Origin of the sequence: Streptomyces qaidamensis (assembly GCF_001611795.1) — a bacterium.
GTDB classification, from domain to species: domain Bacteria; phylum Actinomycetota; class Actinomycetes; order Streptomycetales; family Streptomycetaceae; genus Streptomyces; species Streptomyces qaidamensis.
Genome location: NZ_CP015098.1, coordinates 7,415,291 through 7,439,750 on the forward strand (window position 1 = coordinate 7,415,291; position 24,460 = coordinate 7,439,750).

Annotated in this window: 5 protein-coding genes (1 of these 5 only partly in view); all 5 read left to right on the forward strand. The window is 74.4% G+C overall.

What is annotated here, in order from left to right; translation table 11 throughout:
- A protein-coding gene (locus A4E84_RS32730; RefSeq protein WP_062930003.1) for a non-ribosomal peptide synthetase crosses the window boundary here: on the forward strand, positions 1-13,014 show its 3' portion. Its footprint begins 4,443 nt before the window's first position; the window shows 13,014 of its 17,457 coding nt (coding positions 4,444-17,457); its start codon lies off the left edge, out of view; it ends in the stop codon at positions 13,012-13,014.
- Positions 13,014-20,225: an amino acid adenylation domain-containing protein gene (locus A4E84_RS32735; protein WP_062930004.1), complete on the forward strand. Its 7,212-nt coding sequence runs from the start codon at positions 13,014-13,016 to the stop codon at positions 20,223-20,225. The genes A4E84_RS32730 and A4E84_RS32735 overlap by 1 nt, the downstream gene beginning before the upstream one ends.
- A gap of 187 nt (positions 20,226-20,412) precedes the next feature.
- Positions 20,413-21,660: a cytochrome P450 gene (locus tag A4E84_RS32740; protein ID WP_062930005.1), complete on the forward strand. Its 1,248-nt coding sequence runs from the start codon at positions 20,413-20,415 to the stop codon at positions 21,658-21,660.
- Between the two features lie 28 nt (positions 21,661-21,688).
- Positions 21,689-21,913 (forward strand): MbtH family protein, encoded by a 225-nt coding sequence (locus tag A4E84_RS32745; protein WP_062930006.1) that lies wholly within the window; start codon positions 21,689-21,691, stop codon positions 21,911-21,913.
- Positions 21,914-21,980: 67 nt separating this feature from the next.
- Positions 21,981-24,455: a penicillin acylase family protein gene (locus A4E84_RS32750; protein WP_062930007.1), complete on the forward strand. Its 2,475-nt coding sequence runs from the start codon at positions 21,981-21,983 to the stop codon at positions 24,453-24,455.
- Positions 24,456-24,460: the final 5 nt, after the last annotated feature.

Below are 24,460 nucleotides of genomic sequence, written 5' to 3' on the forward strand. Positions count from 1 at the left end.
GCGACCCGGGCGCCCGGCACCGCCGTCGCGGACCTCGACCTGCTGGACCCGGCCGAACGCGCACAGGCGCTGACCGGCGGCCACGACACCACGGCCGGCGTCCCCGCGGCGACCCCGGCCGAGCTGTTCGCGGAGCAGACCGCCCGGGCCCCCGACGCCGCGGCCCTGACAACCCGGGGCCGCACGCTCACCTACCGGGAGCTGAACGAGGCAGCCAACCGGCTGGCCCACCACCTCATCGCGCTCGGCTGCGGCCCCGAGCGGTACGTGGCGCTCGCCCTGCCCCGCACCGAGCAGCTGGTCGTCGCCCTGCTCGCGGTGCTCAAGACGGGCGCCGCCTACCTCCCCGTCGACCCGGACTTCCCGCCCGACCGGATCGCCCTGATGCTGGCCGAGGCCCGGCCCGGAGTCCTGCTGACCACCCAGGAGCTCGGCGACGCCATGCCCGCCGACGGGGCCGGCCGTGTCGTCGCCCTCGACGCACCCGGCACGCGAGCGGAACTGGCCGCGAGGCCCGACCACGATCCGGCCGACGCGGACCGCACGGCACCGGCGCACCCCGGCCACCCGGCCTACGTGATCTACACCTCCGGCTCGACCGGCCGCCCCAAGGGCGTCGTCGTCCCGTCCGGCGCGCTCGTCAACTTCCTGCACGACATGGGCCGCAGGGCCGGTCTCGCCCCCGGCGACCGGCTGCTCGCCGTGACCACCGTCGGCTTCGACATCGCCGCCCTGGAGATCTTCGGCCCCCTTCTCAACGGCGCCGAAGTCGTCCTCGCCGGCGGGGACGAGGCGCGCGACCCCGCCGCCCTGCGCGGGCTCCTCACCGGCGACGGCATCACCGCCATGCAGGCCACCCCCAGCCTCTGGCAGGCGCTCACCGCCGACGGCGAGCCCGCCGCCCTGAACGGGGTCCGCGTGCTGACCGGCGGCGAGGCACTGCCCGCGGCCCTAGCCCGCACCCTGCGCCGGAACGCCGCCTCCGTCCTCAACGTGTACGGGCCCACCGAGACCACCGTGTGGTCGACCGCCTCCGTCGTCGACGCGCGGGCCGAGCAGGCCCCCGACATCGGCATCCCGATCGCCAACACGCGCACCTACGTCCTCGACCGCGCCCTGCGCCCGGTCCCGCCGGGCGTCGTGGGCGAGCTGTACATCGCCGGAACCGGCGTCGTCCGCGGCTACCTCGACCGCCGCGACCTCACGTCCGAGCGGTTCGTCGCCGACCCGCACGGCGCCCCGGGCGCCCGTATGTACCGCACGGGCGACCTCGCACGCCGTACCGCGGACGGGCGTCTGAGGTTCGTCTCCCGCGCCGACGACCAGGTGAAACTGCGCGGCTTCCGGATCGAGCTCGGCGAGGTCGAGGCGGCCCTGGCCACGCACCCGGACGTCCGGCTGGCCGCCGCCACGGTGCGCGAGGACCGGCCCGGCGACCGGCGCCTGGTCGCCTACGTGGTGCCCGCCGACGGCCGGGACCCGCAGGCCACGGCACTGCGCGAGCATGCGGCCGGTGCCCTGCCCGACTACATGGTGCCGTCCTTCTTCGTCACCCTGGACGCGCTGCCGCTCACCCCGAACGGGAAGCTCGACCGCAGATCCCTGCCCGCACCCGCGTATGACGCCGACGGCGGCGGGCGGGCGCCGCGCACACCGCGCGAGGAGATCCTGTGCGCCCTGTTCGCCGACGTCCTCGGCGTGCCGCGGCTCACCGTCGACGACGACTTCTTCGCCCTCGGCGGGCACTCGCTCCTGGCCACCCGGCTCGTCGGCCGCATCCGCACCACCCTCGGCACCGAACTGCCCCTGCGGACGCTGTTCGAGGCGCCCACCGTCGCCCGGCTCGCGCCCCGCCTGGACACCGCCGGCCGCGCCCGCGAGGCCGTCACGGCCGGCCACCGCCCCGAGCGGCTGCCCCTGTCGTACGCGCAGACACGACTGTGGTTCCTCAACCGCTACGAGGGCCCCTCCGCGACGTACAACATGCCGCTGGCACTGCGGCTCACCGGCACCCTCGACGAGCGGGCCCTGGCCGCCGCGCTCACCGACGTCGTCGACCGGCACGAGCCGCTGCGCACCGTCTTCGCCGAGGACACCGAAGGGCCGCACCAGATCGTCCGCGACACCGAGCCCCTCGACCCCGAGACGGTCGACGTGACACCGGACGAACTGGACGCCGACCTCGCCCGGGCCGCCCGGTACGGGTTCGACCTGTCCGCCGAACGCCCCGTGCGGGCCTGGCTGTTCCGGCTGCCCGACCCCGACGGCGCGGCCGCGCCCGAGCATGTGCTGCTGCTCCTCGTGCACCACATCGCCGCCGATGGCTGGTCGCTGCCCGTCCTAGCGCGCGACCTGCACCGCGCCTACAGCGCCCGGTGCGCGGGCCGCCGTCCCGACTGGGCGCCGTTGCCGGTCGGCTACGCCGACCACGCGCTGTGGCAGCGCCGCGTCCTCGGTGACGCCGACGGCCCTGCCGGCGCCACCGACACGCCCGTCGCCCGGCAGCTTGACCACTGGCGCACCGCCCTGGCCGGGCTTCCCGAGGAGATCGCCCTCCCCACGGACCGGCCCCGGCCCGCCACGCCCACCCACCGTGGCGACCGCGCGGAGTTCGCCGTGCCCGCCCGGCTGCACGCCGGGCTGGACCGGCTGGCCCGCGACCACAACTGCAGCATGTTCATGGTCCTGCAGGCGGCCGTCGCCGCGCTGCTGTCCCGGCTCGGCGCGGGCACCGACATCCCGCTCGGCAGCCCCGTCGCGGGCCGCGGCGACGAAGCCTTGGAGGACCTTGTCGGCGTCTTCGTCAACACGCTGGTGCTGCGCACGGACCTGTCCGGCGACCCCACGTTCGCCGAACTGCTGGCCCGCGTCCGGGAGACGGACCTCGCCGCCTACGCACACCAGGACGTGCCCTTCGAACGGCTCGTCGAGGAGCTCAACCCGGAGCGTTCACCCGCCCGGCACCCGCTCTTCCAGGTCCTGCTCGTCCTCGACAACCACGTGCGGGACGCCGGGATGCGCGCGCTGCCCGGCCTCACCGCCACCACCGTGCCCGTCGACGCCGGCGTGGCCCGCTTCGACCTGCTGCTGTCCTTCGCCGAGCGGCGCGCCGACGACGGCGGCCCCGCCGGGATCGACGCTGCACTCGAGTACAGCGGCGACCTCTTCGACCGCGCCACCGCCGAACGGATCACCGAGCGGCTGCTGCGACTCGTCGAGGCCGTCACCGCCGACGGCGACCGGCCGGTGCACACGATCGACCTGCTCGCCCCCGGCGAACGCCGCAGGGTGCTCGAGGAGTGGAACGCCACCGGCCGGGACGTGCCCGGGACCACCCTGCCCGCCCTGTTCGCCCGGCAGGCCGCCCGCACCCCGGACGCGCCCGCCGTCCTCGACGGGGACACCACGCTCACGTACCGGGAACTCGACACCCGCGCCAACCGGCTCGCCCGGTACCTCATCGGCCGGGGCGTCGGGCCCGAGTCGCGCGTCGCCCTCGCCATGCCGCGTTCCGAGCGGTGGGTGGTGGCGCTCCTCGCGGTCCTCAAGGCAGGTGCCGCCTGGCTGCCCGTCGCCCCCGACCAGCCCGCCGAACGCACCGCGTTCATGCTCGCCGACAGCCGGCCCGCGCTCGTGCTGTCCGGCGACGAACCGGAGCTGTCCGACGACTACGGCCCCGGCGCCCGCCCGGCCGACGGCGACGTCACCGACGCCGAGCGGACCGCGCCGCTGCTGCCCGGCCACCCCGCCTACACCATCTACACCTCCGGCTCCACCGGCCGCCCGAAGGCCGTCGTGATGCCGACCGGGGCCATGGTGAACCTCCTGGAGTGGCACCACGCCACCATCGGCGGCGCCACCGGCACCATCACCGCGCAGTTCACGGCGATCGGCTTCGACGTGTCGGCGCAGGAGATCCTGTCGACCCTCCTGTACGGCAAGACGCTCGCCCTGTGCCCGGAGGACGTACGCCGCGACCCCGACGCCCTGGCCGCCTGGCTGGACCGCGTCCGTGTCAACGAGCTCTACGCCCCGAACCTGGTCGTGGACGCGGTCTGCCGGGCCGCCGACGAGCAAGGCCTCGACCTGCCCGGCCTGCGCCACATCGCGCAGGCCGGCGAAGCCCTGACCCCGCGCGGCGCGATACGCGGGTATCACGTCCGCCGGCCCGGCCGCCTGCTGTACAACCACTCCGGGCCCACCGAGACCCACGTCGTCACGGCCCACACGATGCCCGGCGACATCGCGGCCTGGACCGACACCGCGCCCATCGGCCGCCCCGTCGCCAACACCCGCGCCTATGTGCTCGACGCCCGCCTGCGCCCCGTGCCCCCCGGCTCCACCGGCGAGCTGTACATCGCCGGCGCCGGACTTGCCCGCGGCTACTGGGACCGGCCGTCCCTGACCGCCGAGCGGTTCACGGCCTGCCCGTTCGGGGAGCCCGGCGAGCGCATGTACCGCACCGGCGACCTGGCCCGCTGGAACCAGGACGGCAGCCTGGAGTACCTCGGCCGGGCCGACGACCAGGTGAAGATCCGCGGCTTCCGCATCGAGCTGGGCGAGGTCACCGCCCGCCTGGCCGGCCACCCCGGCGTCGCCCGCGCCGCCGTCGTCGTGCGCGAGGACACCCCGGGCGACCGCCGGCTCGTCGGCTACGTCGTACCGGCGGACGGCACGGCCCCGGACCCGGCGGGCTTGCACCGCCACCTGGCGGCGGCGCTCCCCGACTACATGGTGCCGTCGGCCTTCGTGTCCCTCGACGCCCTGCCGCTGACCCTCAACGGAAAGCTGGACCGCCGGGCGCTGCCCGCGCCCGCCCCCGCCGACACGGCAGGCGCCGGCTCGGGCCGGGCCCCGCGCACCCCGCACGAGGAACTGCTGTGCGGTCTGTTCGCCGAGGTACTGGGCCTGCCCGCGGTCACCGTCGACGACGACTTCTTCGCCCTCGGCGGCCACTCGCTGCTCGTCACCCGGCTGGTGAACCGGATCCGCGCCGCCCTGGCGGCGGAGGTCACGGTCCGTCAGGTCTTCGAGGCCCCCACCGTGGCCGGGCTCGCCGCGGTCCTCGACGGCGCCGGCCGCGGCCGCAGCCCGGTCACCGCCGTCGTCCCGCGGCCCGCGCGGCTGCCGCTGTCGTTCGCCCAGGCGCGGCTGTGGTTCCTCGAACGCCTCCAGGGGCCCTCCGCCACGTACACGATCCCCGCCGCGCTCCGCGTCACCGGAAACCTCGACACCGCCGCGCTGCGGCAGGCCCTCGCCGACACCGTGGCCCGGCACGAGGCCCTGCGGACCGTGTACGCCGAGGACGCCGAGGGGCCGCACCAGGTCGTCCTCGACGCCGGCACCGCGCCGGAACTCAACGTGGAGACCGCCTCACGCGGAGAACTGGACGAGCGGGTCGCCGAAGCCGTCCGCAGGCCCTTCGACATCCGCACCCAACCCCCGGTTCGGGCCCATCTGTTCACCGTGACGGACACACCGGACGGTGCCGCGCAGGAGCACGTGCTCGTCCTGCTCATGCACCACATCGCCGGCGACGGCTGGTCGATGCCCCTCGTCGGCCGCGACCTGGCCACCGCCTACGCGGCCCGCAGCGAAGGCCGGCAGCCCGACCGGCGGCCGCTGCCCGTGCAGTACGCCGACTACGCGCTCTGGCAGCGCCGGGTCCTCGGCGACGACGCTGACCCCGACAGCCCGCTGGCCCGCCAGCTGCGGTACTGGCGCGACACGCTCGACGGCGCGCCGCAGGAGCTGGACCTGCCCACCGACCGGCCCCGCCCCGCCGCCACCGCCCACCACGGCGGCCAGGCACCCCTGGAGATCCCCGCCGGCCTGTACGCCCGGCTGCGGCAGCTGGCCGACGAGACCCGGTCCAGCCTGTTCATGGTGCTCCAGGCCGGCCTGGCCGCCCTCCTCACCCGGCTCGGCGCGGGCACCGACATCCCGGTGGGCGCGCCCGTCGCGGGCCGCACCGACGACGCTGTCACCGACGTGGTCGGACTGTTCGTCAACACGCTCGTGCTGCGCACCGACACCTCCGGCGACCCGACCTTCGCCGAGCTGATCGCCCGCGTCCGGGAGACCGGCCTGGCCGCGTACGCCCACCAGGACGTGCCGTTCGAGCGGCTGGTGGAGGAGCTGGCCCCCGAACGGTCTCTCGCCCGGCACCCGCTCTTCCAGGTCGCGCTGGCGCTCAACAACACGGCGGAGTCCGGGGTGTCGCACACCTTGCGGCTGCCGGGCGCCTCCACCGCGCCGTACGAGGTGGGCACCTCCACCGCCAAGGTCGACCTCACGTTCGCCCTGCAGGAGCGGGCGGAGGCCGCCAGGGACGGGCTGCACGGTGTCCTGGAGTACAGCACCGACCTGTTCGACCGGCCGACGGCGGACGCGCTCGCAGCCCGCTGGGTCCGCCTGCTCGACGCGCTGTCCGCGGACCCCGACCGGCGCATCGGGGCCGCGGAGCTGCTGGACGCCGCCGAACTGCGCCGCGTACGCGACGAGTGGGCAGGCGGCGGCCCCGCCCTGCCGCCGCGGACCCTGCACGCCCTGATCGAGGACCAGGTGGCCCGCACCCCGGACCACGTCGCCGTGGAGGGCGATACCGGGCCGCTCACCTACCGGGAGCTGAACACCCGCGCCAACCGGCTCGCCCGGCTGCTCGCCGCCGAGGGCGCGGGCCCCGACCGGCTCGTGGCCCTGCTCATGCCGCGCAGCACCGCGTGGGTCGTGGCGATGGTCGCCGTCGCCAAGGCCGGCGCCGCCTGGCTGCCGGTGGACCCCGCGCACCCGGCCGACCGCATCGCCTACATGCTCGACGACGCGGCACCGGTCCTCGTGGTCACCGACTCCCACGCCAGGGAGGCGGCGCAGACCCGCCCGGGCGCGGATGCCGCCGCCCGGGTCGTCGACCTCGACGCGGACGGCGTCCGGGCCCGCCTGGCCGACCTGCCCGGCACCGACCTCACGGACAACGACCGCGCCGCCCCCGTGCACCCGGCGCACACCGCGTACGTCATCCACACCTCCGGCTCCACCGGCCGCCCCAAGGGCGTGGCCGTCCCCCACCACGGGCTCAGCTCGATGCTCACCGGCCACATCCGGAACCTGGCCATGGACACCTCCAGCCGGGTCCTGCAGCTGGTGTCGCTCAGCTTCGACGCCGCCGTCGCCGACGTCGTCCAGGCGCTGGTCTCCGGTGCCACCCTGGTCCTCGGCCCCGCCGACAACCGGCTCTCCGGCGAGGAGATCGCCGCCCTGCTGACCGAGAAGGCGGCCACCCACGTACTGCTGCCGCCACCGGTCCTGGCCACCGTGCCCGAGGACCGCGCCGCGACCGTGCGGACCGTGATGACGGGCGGCGAGTCGCTCGGGGTGGAACTCTCCGCCCGCTGGATCCGCGGCGGCCGCCGTGTCATCGACGCATACGGGCCGACGGAGGCCACGGTCACCGCCACCATGAGCGAGCCGCTCGCCGAGGGCGAGGTCCCGCACATCGGCCGGCCCCTGCCCGGAACCCGCGTGTACGTCCTCGACCGGGGACTGCGCCCGGTGCCGCCGGGCGTGGGCGGTGAGCTCCACATAGCCGGCGCCGGCGTGGCCCGAGGCTATGTGAGGCGCCCCGCCCTGACCGCGGAACGCTTCGTGCCCTGCCCGTTCGGCGAGCCCGGAGCGCGCATGTACCGCACGGGCGACCTGGCCCGCTGGAGTCCCGACGGCCACCTGGAGTTCCTCGGCCGCGCGGACGACCAGGTCAAGGTACGCGGCGTACGCGTCGAACCCGGTGAGATCCGGGCGGCCGTCACCGCCCTGGCACAGGTGCGCACGGCGGAGGTGCTGGTGCGCGAGGACCGGCCGGGCGACCGGCGGCTCGTCGCCTACGTCGTCCCGGTGGACGGCGCCGCGCCGGCCCCCGGCGAGCTGCGCGAGCAGGTCGCCCGGACCCTGCCCGACCACCTCGTGCCGTCGGCGTTCGTGGTGCTGGACGCGCTGCCGCTGACCGCGAACGGCAAGCTCGACCGCGGCGCCCTGCCGGCTCCCGCACCCACCGCCGGAACCGGCCGCACCCCCCGCACGACCCGCGAGGAGATCCTCTGCGCGCTGTTCGCCGAAGTACTCGGAGTGGAGCGGGTCTCCATCGACGACTCCTTCTTCGACCTCGGCGGACACTCGCTGCTCGCCACCCGGCTCGTCAGCCGGATCCGTGCCGTCCTGGACACCGAGGTCGCCATCCGCGCCCTGTTCGACGCGCCGACCGTCGCCGGACTGGCGGCCGCCCTGCCGGGCGCGACCGGCACCCGGGTCCCCGTCACGGCCGGGCCCCGGCCCGAGCGGACGCCCCTGTCGTACGGGCAGCGCAGGCTGTGGTTCCTCAACCGCTTCGAGGGACCCGGCTCCGGCTACAACATGCCGCTGTCGCTGCGGCTCGCCGGACCGCTCGACCGTACGGCCCTGGGCGCGGCCGTCCGTGACCTCGTGGCCCGGCACGAGACGCTGCGCACCACCTTCGGCGAGGACGAGGAAGGGTCGTACCAGCGGGTGGCCGACGCCGCCGACGCGGACGTGGAACTGCTCGTCGTCCCCGTCACGGAGGACGAACTCGACGAGCGGCTGGCGCGGGAGGCCCGGCACCCGTTCGACCTGGGAGCGGAACCGCCCCTGCGGGCCCGGCTGTTCGCCCTGGCCGAGGACGACCATGTGCTGCTGCTGCTCATGCACCACATCGCCGCCGACGGCTGGTCGATCCCGCTGCTGGCACGCGACCTGACCCGCGCCTACACCGCACGGCTGGACGGCAGCGAACCGGACTGGCCCGCGCTGCCGGTGACATACACCGACTACACGCGGTGGCAGCGCGAACTGCTCGGCGGCGAGGACGACAGCGACAGCGAGACGGCCGCACAACTGGACTACTGGACGCGCACCCTGCGCGGGCTCCCCGAGGAACTGCCGCTGCCCACCGACCGGCCGCGCCCCGCGTCCCCGTCCTACCGGGGCGACCGCTTCGAGATCCCGGTGCCGGCCGGGCTGCACGACCGGTTGCACACCCTGGCCCAGGAACACCACGCGAGCGTCTTCATGGTGCTGCAGGCGGCCCTGGCCACCCTGCTGTACCGGATGGGCGGCGGCAGTGACATCCCCGTCGGCTCGCCCGTCGCCGGCCGCACCGACGAAGCCCTGGACGACCTCGTGGGCTTCTTCGTCAACACGCTGGTGCTGCGCACCGACGTGTCCGGCAACCCGTCCTTCGCCGAACTCCTGGACCGGGTACGGGACTCCGTCCTGAGCGCCTACGCCCACCAGGACGTGCCGTTCGAGCGGCTCGTGGACGCCCTCAGCCCGGAGCGGACCCTCGCCCGCCACCCGCTGTTCCAGGTGGTGCTGTCGCTCAACAACACGGCCCGCGCCGTGCCCGGCGGCACAGCCGGGCGGCACGGACTGCGCGTGGCCGCGCACCCGGTCGGCACCGGAACCGCCACCTTCGACCTGCTCTTCGGCTTCGGCGAGGAGCCGTCCGCCGACGGCACGCCCGGCGACCTGTACTGCTCCGTCGAGTACAGCACCGACCTCTTCGACGAGGCGACCGTGCGGGCCGTCGCCGACCGCTACCTGCGGCTCCTCCAGGCCGTCGCGGCCGACCCTCGGACCTCGGTGGACCGCATCGACGTCCTCGCGCCCGCCGAGCGGGACCTCATCCTCGGCGCGTGGCACGACACCGCGCTGGACCTGCCCGAGCGCACCTGGCCCGAGCTGTTCGAGGACCAGGTGCGGCGCACCCCGAACGGCGTCGCCGTCGAGCACGCCGGCACAGCCCTGACGTACGAGGAACTCGACGTGAGGGCCAACCGGCTCGCCCACCACCTCATCGGTCTCGGCGTGGGGCCCGAGCAGTTCGTGGCCGTCGCCCTGCCCCGCACCGAGGACCTCGTGGTCGGCCTCGTGGCTCTCCTCAAGGCCGGCGCGGGATACCTGCCGATCGACCCCAACTACCCGGCCGACCGCATCGCCTACATGCTGGAGCAGGCTCGGCCCGCGCTGCTGGTGACCACCACGGGCACCGCCGGGACGCTGCCCGCCGGCGACACTCCGCGGCTGCTGCTGGACAGCCCGGGGACCCGGGCCGCCGTCGCCGCGAGCCCCGGCCACCGCCCGGCCGACGACGATCGCACCGCCCCGCTGCGGCTGGACGGCGCGGCGTACGCCATCTACACCTCGGGCTCCACCGGCCGTCCCAAGGGCGTCGTCGTCCCTCACACGGGACTCGCGTCGCTCGCCGAGGCCCACGTCGACAAGCTCGGCCTCGAGCCCGGCAGCCGGGTCCTGCAGCTGGTGTCGCCCAACTTCGATGCCGCGATCGGCGACTTCGTGATGACGCTGGTCACGGGCGCCACCATGGTCCTCGGCCCGGTGTCCGGCCTCGTCGGCGGCGACGAACTGGCCGAGCTGATCACCCGGGAGCGGGTGACGCACACGGCCCTGCCGCCGACGCTGCTCGCCACACTCGACCCCGAAGGCGCCCGCACGCTGAAGGGCGTGCTCATGGGCGGCGAGTCGTTCTCCGCCGAGCTGGCCCAGCGCTGGTGGCGGGCCGGGGTGCGGGTCATCAACGTCTACGGCGCGACCGAGTCGACCGTGCTGACCACCATGAGCGACCCGCTGCGCGGCGACACCGTCCCGGACGCCGGCCGGCCGATCCCCAACGACCGCCTCCACGTGCTGGACGCGGCACTCAACCCGGTGCCGCCCGGAGTGACCGGCGAGGCATACCTCGCCGGAGCGGGCGTGGCCCGCGGCTACCTCGGGCGGCCCGACCTGACCGCCGAGCGGTTCCTGCCCGACCCGTTCGGCCCGCCGGGCACCCGGATGTACCGCACGGGCGACCTGGTGCGCCGCACCGGCGACGGCCGCGTCGTCTTCGTCGGCCGCGCCGACGAGCAGGTCAAGATCCGCGGTTTCCGGGTCGAGCTGAGCGAGATCGAGGCCGTCCTGGCCCGGCACGCCTCGGTGGCCCAGGGCATGGTCACGGTCCGCGAGGACAGGACGGGCGACCGGCGCCTGGTCGCGTATCTGGTCGGTGACGGGGGCGAGATCGACACGGCGGACATCCGCGCCCACCTCAGCCGCGCCCTGCCCGACTACATGATCCCGGCCGCCCTGGTGGACCTGGATGAGTTCCCGCTCACCCCCAACGGCAAGATCGACCGCAGGGCGCTGCCCGCACCCGAGTTCGGCGGCGGCGAGCCGGGCCGCGCCGCCCGCGACCCGCGCGAGCGGTTGCTGTGCGAACTGTTCGCCGACGTCCTCGGCCTGGAACAGGTCGGCGCCGACGACGAGTTCTTCGCACTCGGCGGCGACAGCATCATGTCGATCCAGCTCGCCAGCCGGGCGCGCAGGCGCGGTCTGGTCCTCACCGCCAAGGAGGTCTTCGAGCACAAGACCCCGGCCGCCCTGGCCCGCGTCGTCACCGAGACCGACGGCGCCGCCGCCGAGGAGGAGGGCGCCGGCATCGGCCCCGTTCCCGCCACGCCCATCGTCCACTGGTTCGCCGAACTCGGCGGCCCCGTCGACGAGCTCCACCAGTGGCGGGTCGTACAGGCCCCGGCCGACTGCGACCTGGACACGCTGACCGCCACCGTGCAGGCACTGCTCGACCACCACGACGCCCTGCGGCTGCGGCTCACCACCGTGCCCGGAACACCGGGCGAGGGCCCGGGCGCGGGCGACGGCTGGCGGCTGGAGGTCACCGCACCCGGCACGGTCGGCGCACGGCAGTTTGTGGAACGGGTGGACTGCGCCGGTCTGGGCGACGAGGCCTTCCTCAAGGCGATGGCCGAGCACGCGGACGCCGCGCGCCGACGGCTGTCGCTCCGGGACGGCTCGCTGGTGCGGGCCGTCTGGTTCGACCGTGGCCCGGACGAGCCCGGCCGGATCTTCCTGAGCGTGCACCACATCGCCGTCGACGGTGTCTCCTGGCGGATCCTGCTGCCCGACCTCGAAGAGGCCTGGCAGGCGGTCGCCCGGGGCCGGCAGCCCGCGCTCCAGCCCGTCGGCACGTCCCTGCGCGGCTGGGCGAGGCGGCTCGCCGACTGGGCGCAGGACCCCGCCCGAGAGGCCGAACTGGCCCACTGGGAAGAGGTGCTGAGCCGAGGCGAGCCCCGGCTGGGCGGCCGTCCCCTGGACCCGGACCTGGATGTGAACGAGCGGGGCGCGACCCTCGCCCGGACCCTGTCTCCCGACCTCACCGAGGCCGTCCTGACCACCGTGCCCGAGGCCTTCCGCACCGGGGTCGACGAGGTGCTGCTGACCGCGCTGGCCATGGCCCTGACGGAACTGCGGGGCGGGGGCGACACCGGCATCCTGGTGGACCTGGAGGGCCACGGCCGCGCCGAACACCTGCTGCCGGGCAGTGAACTCTCCCGCACCGTGGGCTGGTTCACCGTCATGTACCCGGTGCGGCTCGATCCCGGCAGCTACGACCGGGCCGAGGCGATGGCCGGTGGATACGCCGCCGGACAGGTCCTCAAACGGATCAAGGAGCAGCTGCGGGCCGTACCGGACGACGGGCTCGGCTACGGCGCCCTGCGCTACCTCAACCCCCGTACGGCACCCCGGCTCGCCGCCCGGACCGGAGCCCAGATCGGCTTCAACTACCTGGGCAGGTTCGCCGAGTCGGACACCACCGAGGCCGTCACCGACTGGTCGGTGCTGGCCGACCTCGGCGGCGTCGGCGGCCAGGCGCCCGGGATGCGGCTGCCGCACGCGCTCGACCTCGCCGCCGTCACCCGGGACAGCGCCCGCGGCCCCGAACTCACGGCCCACTGGCTGTACGCCGCGGACCTGCTCCCGTCCCGGGAGGTCGGCCGTATCGCCGACGCCTGGGTCCGGGCGCTGGAAGCCCTGGTGGAGCACGCCCGCCGGCCGGAGACCGGCGGCTACACCCCCTCGGACATGCCTCTGGTGGAGCTGAGCCAGAGCGAAATCGATCTGCTGGAAGACGACTGGAGGACGTCGTAATGAGTCAGTCGGGACTTGAGGAGATCCTTCCGCTGTCACCGCTGCAGGAAGGCATCTTCTTCCACAGCGTCTACGACGAGACCGCACCCGACCTGTACGCGGTGCAGCTCGTGGTGGACCTGGAGGGCCCGCTGGAGCGCGACGCCCTCCGCGCGGCGGCGGACGGCCTGCTGCGCCGCCACGCCAACCTGCGGACGAGCTTCCGCTACGAGGGGGTCAACCGCCCGCTCCAGATCGTCCACCGCGCGGTCGAGGTGCCCTGGCACGACGTCGACCTCACCGCCCTGGCCGAGGAGGACCGGGCCGCCGAGGCCGACCGGGTCGTCGCCGAGGACCGGGCCCGCCGCCTGGACCTGGCGAAACCGCCGCTGATGCGGTTCACCCTGGTCGCGCTCGGCGCGTACCGCCACCGGCTCGTCCTGACGTTCCACCACGTCCTGCTCGACGGCTGGTCCCTGCCCGTCCTGTGGCGGGAGCTGTTCGCGCTGTACTCCAGCCGGGGCGACGTGTCGCGGCTGCCCGCGGTGCGCCCGTACCGCGACCACCTCGCCTGGCTGCGGCGGCAGGACCGGGTCGCCGCCGAGAACGCCTGGCGCGAGGCGCTGGGCGACCTGGACGGACCCACCCTGGTCGCGCCCGACGCCGGCACGGTGTCCATGGTCCCCGGGCAGATCGACGTCCGGCTGCCGGAGCGGACCACGCGCGCCCTCACCGAATGGGTGCGCGAGCAGGGCCTGACCATGGGCACGGTCCTGCAGGGCGTCTGGGCGATCGTGCTGTCCCGGCTCACCGGCCGTGACGACGTGGTCGCGGGCGTCACCGTCTCCGGACGGCCGTCGGAGATTGACGGCGTCGAGAGCATGATCGGCCTGTTCATCAACACCGTGCCCATGCGCGCCCGGCTGCGGCCGGCGCAGCCCATGGCGGAGTTCCTGCGGGAGCTCCAGGACGCCCAGACCCGGCTGCTGGCCCACCAGCACATCGGCCTCGCCGACATCCGCAGGGCCATCGGCTCCGACGGCCGCGGCGGACTCTTCGACACCCTCACCGTCTTCGAGAACTACCCCTCCGGAGGCGGCGGCGGGGCCTCCGACGCCGCCCTCAAGGTGACCCGAGTCGACAGCCAGGACGCCAACCACTACCCGCTGTCCCTGATCGGTGCGCCCGGCGAGCGGATCTGGCTGCGCCTGGACCACCGGCCCGACCTGTACGACGAGGCCGCGGCCCGGCACATCATGGACCGAGTGGTGCGGATCCTGGAGGCCGTGGCCGCCGCACCCGACAGCCCCGTCGCCCGGATCACCGCCGCCGCCGAGCCGGGCGGGGCGCCGACCCTGCCGGAGGGCTCGGTCGGCACCGCGCGCGAGGTGCCCGACGCCGCCCTGCCCGAGCTGTTCCGGGCCCAGGTCCGCCGGGTGCCCGACGCCCCCGCCGTCGTGACCGACGACCGCACCCTCACGTACGCCGAACTCGACGCGTGCGCCAACCGGCTGGCGCATCGGCTCGCCGGCGCGGACGTCGGCCCCGAGTCGGCGGTGGTGCTGCTGATGGAACGCTCGCCGGAGGTGCCGGTCGCCGTGCTCGGCGTCCTCAAGGCGGGCGGCCACTACGTGCCCCTCCACCACGGCTTCCCCATGGACCGGATGCGCGACGCCGCCGAGGAGGCCAGTGCCCGGGCCGTCGTCACGGACCGGGCGACCGCGCCGCGCGCCGACGAACTCGCCGACGCGCTCGGCGTCCCCGTGATCGTCGTGGACGACCCGGACGCGGGGGAGTGGCCGGCCGACGACCCCGAAGTGGCCGTACACCCCGACCAGGCGGCGTACGTGATGTTCACCTCCGGCTCCACCGGCCGGCCCAAGGGAGTCGTGGTGACCCAGCGGGGCGTCGCCGAACTCGCCTTCGACGGCCGCTGGCACACCGGCGCCCACGAGTCCGTCCTGCTGAACGCCACCCTCGCCTTCGACGCCTCCACCTACGAGTTGTGGGTACCGCTGCTCGCGGGCAACCGGATCGTCGTCGTCCCGCCCGGCGAGACCGATGTGGACGCCGTGGCCCGCACCATCACCGGGCACGGCGTCACCGGTGCCCTGCTCACGACCGCGCTGTTCAACGTGCTCGCCGAGGAGCGGCCCGAGGTCTTCGCCGGGATGCGCGAGATCACCACGGGCGGTGACGCCGCCTCGGCGCAGGCGTTCCGCCGGGTCCTGGAGCACTGCCCGGGCCTGACGGTCACCAACCTCTACGGCCCGACTGAGATCACCATGAACGCCACCCACCACGCGGTGACCACGGCTGACGGGCTCGGCTCCACGGTCCCCATCGGCGGCGCCATGGACAACACCCACCTGTACATCTTGGACGGCGGCCTCCTGGCCGTGCCCGAGGGAGTGACCGGCGAGCTGTACGTCGGCGGCGCCGGCGTGGCGCGCGGTTACGCGGGCCGCTCCGCCCTCACCGCGGAACGCTTCGTGCCCGACCCGTTCGGCCCGGCCGGCTCCCGCATGTACCGCACGGGCGACCAGGTTCGGCGCACCCCCGCCGGCGTGCTGGAGTTCGTCGGACGCGCCGACCACCAGGTCAAGATCCGGGGCTTCCGGATCGAACCCGCCGAGGTGGAGGCCACCGTCGCCCGCCACTCCTCCGTCGGGCAGGCGGTCGTCGTGGCCCGCCGGGACCCGGCGGGGGAGAAGCGCCTCGTGGCGTACGTGGTGCCCGCGGCCGGCGGCGGCACCGGCGTCCCGGACCCCGAGGCGCTGCGCGCCCACACCGCGCACACGCTGCCCGGCTACATGGTGCCGACGGCGTTCGTGGTGCTCGACGCGCTGCCGGTGCTGCCGAACGGCAAGGTGAACCCCAAGGCGCTGCCGGACCCGGACTGGGACACCGCCGTCCTCGGCCGCGGCCCGCGCGGCCCCCGCGAGGAGATCCTCTGCGGACTGTTCGCCGAGGTGCTGGGGCTGCCCCGGATCGGTATCGACGACAACCTCTTCGAGCGGGGCGGGAACTCTCTGCTGGCCACCCGCCTCGTCAGCCGCATCCGCTCCACGCTGCGCACCGAACTCGCCATCCGGGAGCTGTTCGAGGCACCGACGGTGGCCGCGCTCTCCGCCGTCCTGGACCGCAGCGGTGACGGCCGCGGCGGCATCACCCCGGCGGTCCCGCGGCCGCCGCGCGTCCCTCTGTCCTTCGCCCAGCAGCGTCTGTGGTTCCTGCACGGCGTGGAGGGCCCCAACCCCAGCTACAACCTGCCCGTGCCGCTGCGCCTCACCGGCCGCCTCGACCACGCGGCCCTGCGCGACGCGCTCACCGACGTCGTCACCCGGCACGAGCCCCTGCGCACCGTCTTCGCGGAGGACGCGAACGGCCCGTACCAGCGGGCCCTGCCGCCCGCGCCCGTCCCCGTCGAGGTCGTCCCGACCGGCGAGAGCCGGCTGCGCGGACTGCTCGACGAGGCCGTACGGCACCGCTTCGACCTGTCGGAGCAACCGCCGCTGAAGGTCTGGCTGTTCCAGATCTCCGAGACCGAGCACGTCCTGCTGCTGCTCATGCACCACATCGCCGCGGACGGCTGGTCCATGCCGCTGCTGCGCCGCGACCTGACCGTCGCGTACGCGGCACGGCACACCGGGCACGCCCCGAGGTGGGAGCCGCTGGCGGTCGACTACGCCGACTACAGCGTGTGGCAGCGGACGATGCTGGGCAGCGAGGACGACCCCGATTCCGTCCTGTCCCGGCAGCTCGCCCACTGGACCGAGCAGTTGGCGGGCCTGCCCGAGGAACTGGAGCTGCCCGCCGACCGCGAGCGGCCCCTGGTGTCCAGCGGCGAGGGCGGCATGCTCGTCTTCGACGTGCCAGAGCGCACGCACGCCGGGCTCGCCAAGCTCGCCCGCGACACCCGGTCCACCCTGTTCATGGTCGTCCAGGCGGGGCTCGCCGGGCTGCTGTCCCGTCTCGGCGCCGGCACGGACATCCCCATCGGGACACCCATAGCGGGCCGCACCGACGACGCCGTCGGCGAACTGGTCGGCTTCTTCGTCAACTCCCTCGTGCTGCGCACCGACGTGTCTGGTGATCCCACCTTCACCGAACTGGTGGCGCGGGTGCGCGACGTCGACCTGGCCGCCTACGCCCACCAGGACGTGCCCTTCGAGCGCCTCGTCGAGATCCTCAACCCCCAGCGATCCCTGGCCCGCCACCCGCTGTACCAGGTCCAGCTGGCCTTCGACAACAACGACCAGCAGGCCGCCGCCGACGTGCAGGGGCGGCTGCCCGGGCTCACCGTCGCCAACGAGCCCGTCACCGTCGACACCGCCAAGTTCGACCTGCTGTTCTCCTTCGCGGAACGGCGCGGCGCCGACGGCACACCCGCCGGGATGATCGCCTCCCTGGAGTACGCGCGCGACCTGTTCGACGAGGACACCGCCCGCTCCGTCGTGGACGCGCTGCTGCGGCTCCTCGCTCTCGTCGTGGACAATCCGGCCGCGCGGGTGCGCCGCCTCGACGTCCTCGCGGACCGGGACCGCGACCAGGTCCTCACCGAATGGAACGCCACCACCCGGGAGCACCCGTGGCGGCCCCTGCCGGAGCTGTTCGAGGAGTGGGCCGCACGGCGGCCGGACAGCCCGGCCGTGGTGCACGAAGCCGTCACGGACGACGCGGCGTCCGGCCCCGTCGAACGGCTGACGTACGGCGAGCTCAACGCGCGGGCCAACCGGCTCGCCCGGCTGCTCATCGGCCGCGGCGTGGGCCCGGAGTCGTACGTCGCCATCGCCCTGCCCCGCTCGCCGCTCCAGGTGACCGCGGTCTGCGCGATCCTCAAGACCGGCGCCGCATACGTGCCCGTCGACCCGGCCCACCCCGCCGAGCGCGTCGCCTACATGCTCGACGACGCCGACCCGGCCGTCCTCCTGACCACCGCCGACGTGGCCGCCACCCTGCCCGCGGGGCGGCCGGGCACCGTCCTGCTCGACGACCCGGCCGTCCGGGACGCCCTGGAGGCGCTCCCCGGTACGGACGTCACCGACACCGAACGCACCGCCCCGGCCCTGCCCCGGCACCCGCTGTACGTCATCTACACCTCCGGCTCCACCGGCCGCCCCAAGCCCGTGGTCATGCAGGCGGGCGGCCCGGCCAACCTGGTCGCCTGGCAGGACGGGCTCCTCGCGGGCAACCGGATCACCGCCCAGTTCGCGCCCATCGGGTTCGACGTGTCGGTGCAGGAGATCCTGTCGGCGCTGCTGTACGGCAAGACGCTGGTGCAGTGCCCCGAGGACGTGCGGCGCGACTCCGAGCGCCTGGTGCGGTGGCTGGACCGGCACGGCGTGCAGGAACTGTTCGCACCCAACCTCGTCGTGGAGGCGGTGGCCGACGCGGCCCGCGAAGGCGCCCTGGACCTGCCGGAACTGCGCGACATCGTCCAGTCCGGCGAGGCACTGGTGGTCGGCGAGTCCCTGCGCGCCTTCCACGGGCGGGTGCCCGGCCGACGCCTGCACAACCAGTACGGCCCGACCGAGACCCATGTGATGACGGGCTGGGTGCTGCCCGCGGATCCGGCAGAGTGGGAGAACGCGCCCACCATGGGCGGCCCCGTGGACAACGCTCGCCTCCGGGTCCTCGACGCGGCGCTGCGACCCGTGGCGCCCGGCCGCACCGGCGAGCTGTACATCGCCGGCGCCGGCCTCGGCCGTGGCTACCTCAGGCGGCCCGGCATGACCGCCGAGCGGTTCGTCGCCGACCCGTTCGGGGCGCCCGGCGAACGCATGTACCGTACAGGCGACCTGGTCCGCTGGACCCGAGAGGGACAGATCCGGTACATCGGCCGGGCCGACTTCCAGGTGAAGATCCGCGGCTTCCGCGTCGAACCCGGCGAAGTGGAGGCGGCGCTCGTCCGCCACCCGGCCGTCGCGAAGGCCGCCGTGGTCGTCCGCGAGGACTCGCCCGGCGAGAAGCGACTGGTCGCCTATGTGGTACCGGACGAGAGCGCTGCACCCACCGCCCCCGAGGCTCTCGACGAGACGCTGGCCGCGCACGTCCGGGCCGGCCTGCCCGAGTACATGGTCCCCTCGGCGTTCGTCACCCTGGACGCCCTGCCCCTGACCGGCAACGGCAAGCTGGACCGCCGCGCCCTGCCCGCGCCGCGCACCGCGGCGGCCTCCCTCGCTCACCCCCGCACCCCCGAGGAGAAGGTGCTCGCCGACCTCTTCGCCGAGTTGCTCGAGCTGGAGGCGGTGGGCGTCCACGACGACTTCTTCCGGCTCGGCGGGCACTCCTTCCTCGCCACCCGGCTGGTCCGACGGATCCGCTCGGACCTCGGCGTGGAGATCTCCGTGCGGACCGTCTTCGAGGCGCCGACCGTGGCGGGCCTGGCCCGCGCCCTGGGCTCGGACACCTCGCGCGACCCGCTCGACCCGCTGCTGCCGCTGCGCCCCCGTGGCGACCGTCCGCCGCTGTTCTGCATCCACCCGGGCTCCGGCACCAGCTGGTCGTTCTCCGGCCTGCTCGCACATCTGGACCCCGAGCAGCCCGTGTACGGACTCCAGGCCCGCGGGCTGACCGAGCCGGACCGGATGCCCGACTCGATCGCGGAGATGGCGGACGACTACATCGCCCGCATGCGCACGGTGCAGCCGGCGGGCCCGTACGCGCTGCTCGGCTGGTCCTTCGGCGGCCTGGTCGCACACGCCGTCGCCGTACGGCTGGAGGAGCAGGGCGAGGAGGTGCGGACGCTGGGCATCATGGACACCTTCCCGCCCGATCTGGAGGCCGAGGCGCCCAGTTGGGACGACCACGAGATCATCGCCCCACTGCTGGCGTCCGGCTTCTCCTTCGACATGCGGGAGCTGGCCGTGGACCGCGACGCGGTACTCGCCCGGTACGCCGCGTACCTGGAGGAGGAGAACAACCGCCTCGCCGCGCTGGGTGAACAGGGCCTGGTGAAGAGCATGAACGCCTACGTCCACAACAACCGGCTGATGGGCACCTTCCAGGCCGGCGTGTTCGGCGGGGACCTGCTCTTCTTCACCGCCACGCGCCCCACGCCCGGCGTGGAGTACCCCGAGGAGGTCCGGGCCAGGCTCGTGCCGGAGGCCTGGCGGCCGTACGTCAAGGGCACCATCGCCAACCACGACGTCGACTCCACGCACGGCGGGATGCTCTCCGACGCCGAGGCGGTCGCCGTCATCGGCCGGGCCCTGGCCGACGCGCTGTGAGCAGGCGCGACGGCCGAGTCAGTGCTCCGGGCGGATGGTGACCGTGCGTCATTCAGCCGCCGCTTAAGGACGATGCCCCTGTTCGGCGGCCGGTGCTAGCGTCGAAGCATCGGCCGTCGACTCCCACCACTGCGGCAACTCCGGTGACTCCGGTGTTGCGACCACGACGAACGGGGTAATCCGCGGCATGACGGAACTGATCCACGACGTGGACCTGGCGGATCCGCAGACGTTCCACTCCGATCTCACGGACTTCTGGAAACGGCTCAGAGAGCACAACCCGGTGGCCTGGCACCCACCCCGAGGGGACAACCCCGGCTTCTGGGCCGTCAGCCGCCACGCCGACATCATGGCGGTCTACCGGGACAACGTGAACTTCACGTCGGAGCGGGGGAACCTGCTGGTGACCCTGCTGGCCGGCGGGGACTCCGCGGCCGGCCAGATGCTCGCCGTCACCGACGGCCACCGCCACCGCGAACTGCGGAAGATCATGCTCACGGCGTTCTCCCCGCGCGCCCTGGAACGCATCGCGGAACGGGTGCGGGAGAACACCAGGAGACTGGTGGCCGAGGCGGTCGAGCGCGGCACCTGCGACTTCGCCGAGGACATCGCGAGCCACATCCCGATGGGCACCATCGCCGATCTGCTCGGAGTCCCCGCGTCGGACCGGGAGTTCCTGCTCTCGCTCACCAAGTCCGCGCTGAGCTCGGACGCGGAGGACGCGGGCGAGGTCGACGCCCTCATGGCCCGCAACGAGATCCTGCTGTACTTCGGCGAGCTCGTGGAACAGCGCCGGGCGTCCCCGGGCGACGACGTGATCAGCGTCCTCGCCGGCGGCGAGATCGACGGCAAGTCGCTCACCGAGGACGAGATGGTCCTCAACTGCTACAGCCTCATCATCGGCGGCGACGAGACGAGCCGGCTCTCGATGATCGACGCCGTGCGCACCCTCGCCGACCACCCCGCGCAGTGGCAACTGCTGCGCGACGGCGACGTCGGCCTCGGCACGGCCGCCGAGGAGATACTGCGCTGGGCCACGCCGGCCATGCACTTCGGCCGCACCTGCCTGACCGACACCGAGGTGGGCGGCGTACCCATCGCCGCGGGCGACATCGTCACCCTGTGGCACAGCTCCGGCAACCGCGACGCGTCCGTCTTCGACGACCCGTACGCCTTCACGCTGGGCCGCACGCCCAACAAGCACATCACCTTCGGCTACGGCCCGCACTTCTGCCTCGGCGCCTACCTGGGCCGCGTCGAGGTGTCCGAACTGCTCTCCGCGCTGCGGACCTTCAGCCGCGGCTTCGAGGTCGCCGGGCCCGCCCGGCGCATCCACTCCAACTTCCTGACCGGCTTCAGCTCGCTGCCCGTGCGCTTCGAGCCGGACCCGGCGGGACTCGCCCAGTACCACGAGACGCGTGGCGCAACCGTGTGACCGCGCTTCACCCGAGGAGGACACCCAGATGAGCACCAACCCGTTCGAGGACCCCGACGGCACCTACCTGGTCCTCGTCAACGACGAAGGCCAGCACTCGCTGTGGCCCGCGTTCGTCGAGGTACCGGCGGGCTGGCAGGTCGCGCTCAAGGAGACGGACCGGCAGTCGGCGCTCGACTACGTCAACGAGCACTGGACCGACATGCGGCCCAAGAGCCTCATCGAGGCCATGGAGAAGGCCGGCGCCGCCTGACGGACGCCGCCCCGCCGCCCCCGGAGGGACCCACCCGATTCGAACGAGCAGAAAGGGGGCCGCACGCATGCCGCGCGTGACCCGGCTGCCCGCACGGACCCGCGGGGCACTGGCCTCGCTACTGGCCGGGATCACGCTGGTGGGTGCCACCGCCGCGCCGGCCGTGCCGGCACCACCCGACGGGTCGGCCGGACACGGCCGGCCCGTCGTGATCCGGTACACCGAGCACGGAGTCCCGCACATCACGGCAGGCGACTGGCGGGGACTCGGCTACGGCTACGGCTACGCATCGGCCACGGACAACCTGTGCGTCCTGGCGGACGCCTACCTCACCGTCCGCGCCGAACGCTCCCGCCACCTCGGCCCCGACGCACCCGCCGACACCGGCCTGGGCGTCGCGGGCGACAGCCTCACCAGTGACCTGTACTTCCAGCGACTCAACGACTCCCGCACGGTCGAGAGGCTGGTCGCGCAGCCGCCTCCCCGCGGTCCGGAACCCGAGGTCCGGCAGCTCGTCGACGGATACGTGCGCGGCTACAACCGGTATGTGGCCGAGACCGGGGCGGCCGGCGCCGACGGGCCTGCCTGCCGCGGGAAGGCGTGGGTGCGGCCCATCACCTCGCTCGACGTGTACCGCCACTTCCACGCCGTAGCCACCATGTCGGGCGCCGGGACGATGATGGACGGCATCACCGCGGCCCGTCCGCCCGCGCCCGGAAAACCGTCCGCCGCCACGTCCGGCCCGTCCGTCGCATCCCTGAAGGCCACGGCGTCCGGGCTGAGCGCCGCCGTCCGCACTGCCCGAGGAGACGGCGAGCTGGGCAGCAACGCCCTCGCCACGGGCAGCCGTGGCACCGGAGGCGGGGCCCGCTCCGTGCTGCTGGCCAACCCGCACTTTCCCTGGCACGGAGCACGCCGGTTCTGGCAGAGCCACCTGACCGTCCCCGGCCGCCTCGACGTCTCCGGCGCCTCCCTGCTCGGCTTTCCCACGGTCCTCATCGGCCACAACCGCGACCTCGCCTGGACCCACACCGTGTCCACGGCCGCGACCTACGGGCTGTACGAGGTGCCGCTCGTCCCCGGTGACCCCACCCGCTACCTCGTCGACGGGGTGCCCGAGCCGATGCGCGCCCACCGCGTCACGGTGCGCGTCCGCGCCGCCGACGGCACCGAGGACACCGTCGAACGGACACTCTGGGAAACCCGCTACGGCCCCGTCATCGGCACGGGCCCCGGCGGCTCCCCGCTGCCCTGGACAACCCGCAGCGCCCACGTCCTGCGCGACGCCAACGCCGGCAACCTGCGCGCCGTCAACAGCTGGCTCGGCCTCGGCCGGGCCCGCGACACCGACGGCGTGCGCCGGGTCCTCGCCCGCACCCAGGGCCTGCCCTGGGTCAACACCGTTGCCGCCGACCGCCGGGGCCGGGCCCTGTACGCGGACCTCCAGGTCGTGCCGCACGTCACCGACGACCTGGCCGAGCGCTGCTCCACGCCGCTCGGCGAGCGTGTGTTCCCCGTCAGCGGCGTGCCCGTCCTCGACGGAGGACGCTCCGACTGCGCCTGGGGCAGCGACCCCGACGCCGTCGAACCCGGACTGCTCGGACCCGCGAGGCTCCCCGGCCTGGCCCGCGACGACTACGTCGTCAACGCCAACAACAGCCCCTGGCTGACCAACCCCGCGGCGCCGCTCACCGACTACCCGCGGGTCGTCGGCGACAAGGGCACCCCGCGCAGCCTGCGCACCCAGGAGGCCGTCCTCACCGCCGAACGGCGGCTGGCCGGCACGGACGGACTGCCCGGCCGCGGCCTCACCCGCGGCGCGGCGCAGCGCCTCCTCTTCCGCGACCACAGCAGGGCCGCCGAACTGGCCGGCGCCGACGCGGTCCGGCTGTGCCGGTCGTTCCCGGGCGGCCTCGCGCCCTCCTCCCAGGGGCCCGTGGACGTGTCGGCGGCCTGCCCCGCGCTGGCGGCATGGGACGGCACCTTCCGTCAGGAGAGCCGCGGCGCCCTGCTGTTCGCACGGTTCGTGCTCAAGGCCGAGACGGTGCCGGGCGGCCCCTGGCGCACCCCGTTCGACCCCGCCGACCCGCTGCACACCCCGCGCACCCTGGCCGTCGACGACCCACAGGTGCGACGGGCGTTCGGCGAGGCGGCCGCCGAACTGCGCACCGCCGGGATCGCCCTCGACGCTCCCCTCGGGGCGCACCAGTACGTGGTGCGCGACGGCGAGCGCATCCCCCTCCACGGCGGTCCGCACCAGGCCGGTGTCCTCAACGTCGTCACCCCCCGCTGGGACCCCGCCGCCGGCGCCACCGAGGTCACGACCGGTACGAGCTTCCTCCAGGTCACGGAGTTCCCCGAACGGGGTGCGCCGCGCGCCTCCACCCTGCTGACCTACGCCCAGTCCGCCGACCCGTCCTCCCCGCACCACGCCGACCAGACGCGGCTCTACTCCCGCGGGACATGGGTGCCGGAACGCTTCACCCCGGCGGAGATCCTGCGCTCGCCGCACCTGCGGACCGTCGTCCTGACCGCCCCCTAGGAGAA

Coding starts and splice junctions, on each gene's coding strand:
- A4E84_RS32745 (WP_062930006.1), top strand. CDS start 21,689: ATGAGCACCAACCCGTTCGAGGACCCCGACGGCACCTACCTGGTCCTC.
- A4E84_RS32735 (WP_062930004.1), top strand. CDS start 13,014: ATGAGTCAGTCGGGACTTGAGGAGATCCTTCCGCTGTCACCGCTGCAG.
- A4E84_RS32740 (WP_062930005.1), top strand. CDS start 20,413: ATGACGGAACTGATCCACGACGTGGACCTGGCGGATCCGCAGACGTTC.
- A4E84_RS32750 (WP_062930007.1), top strand. CDS start 21,981: ATGCCGCGCGTGACCCGGCTGCCCGCACGGACCCGCGGGGCACTGGCC.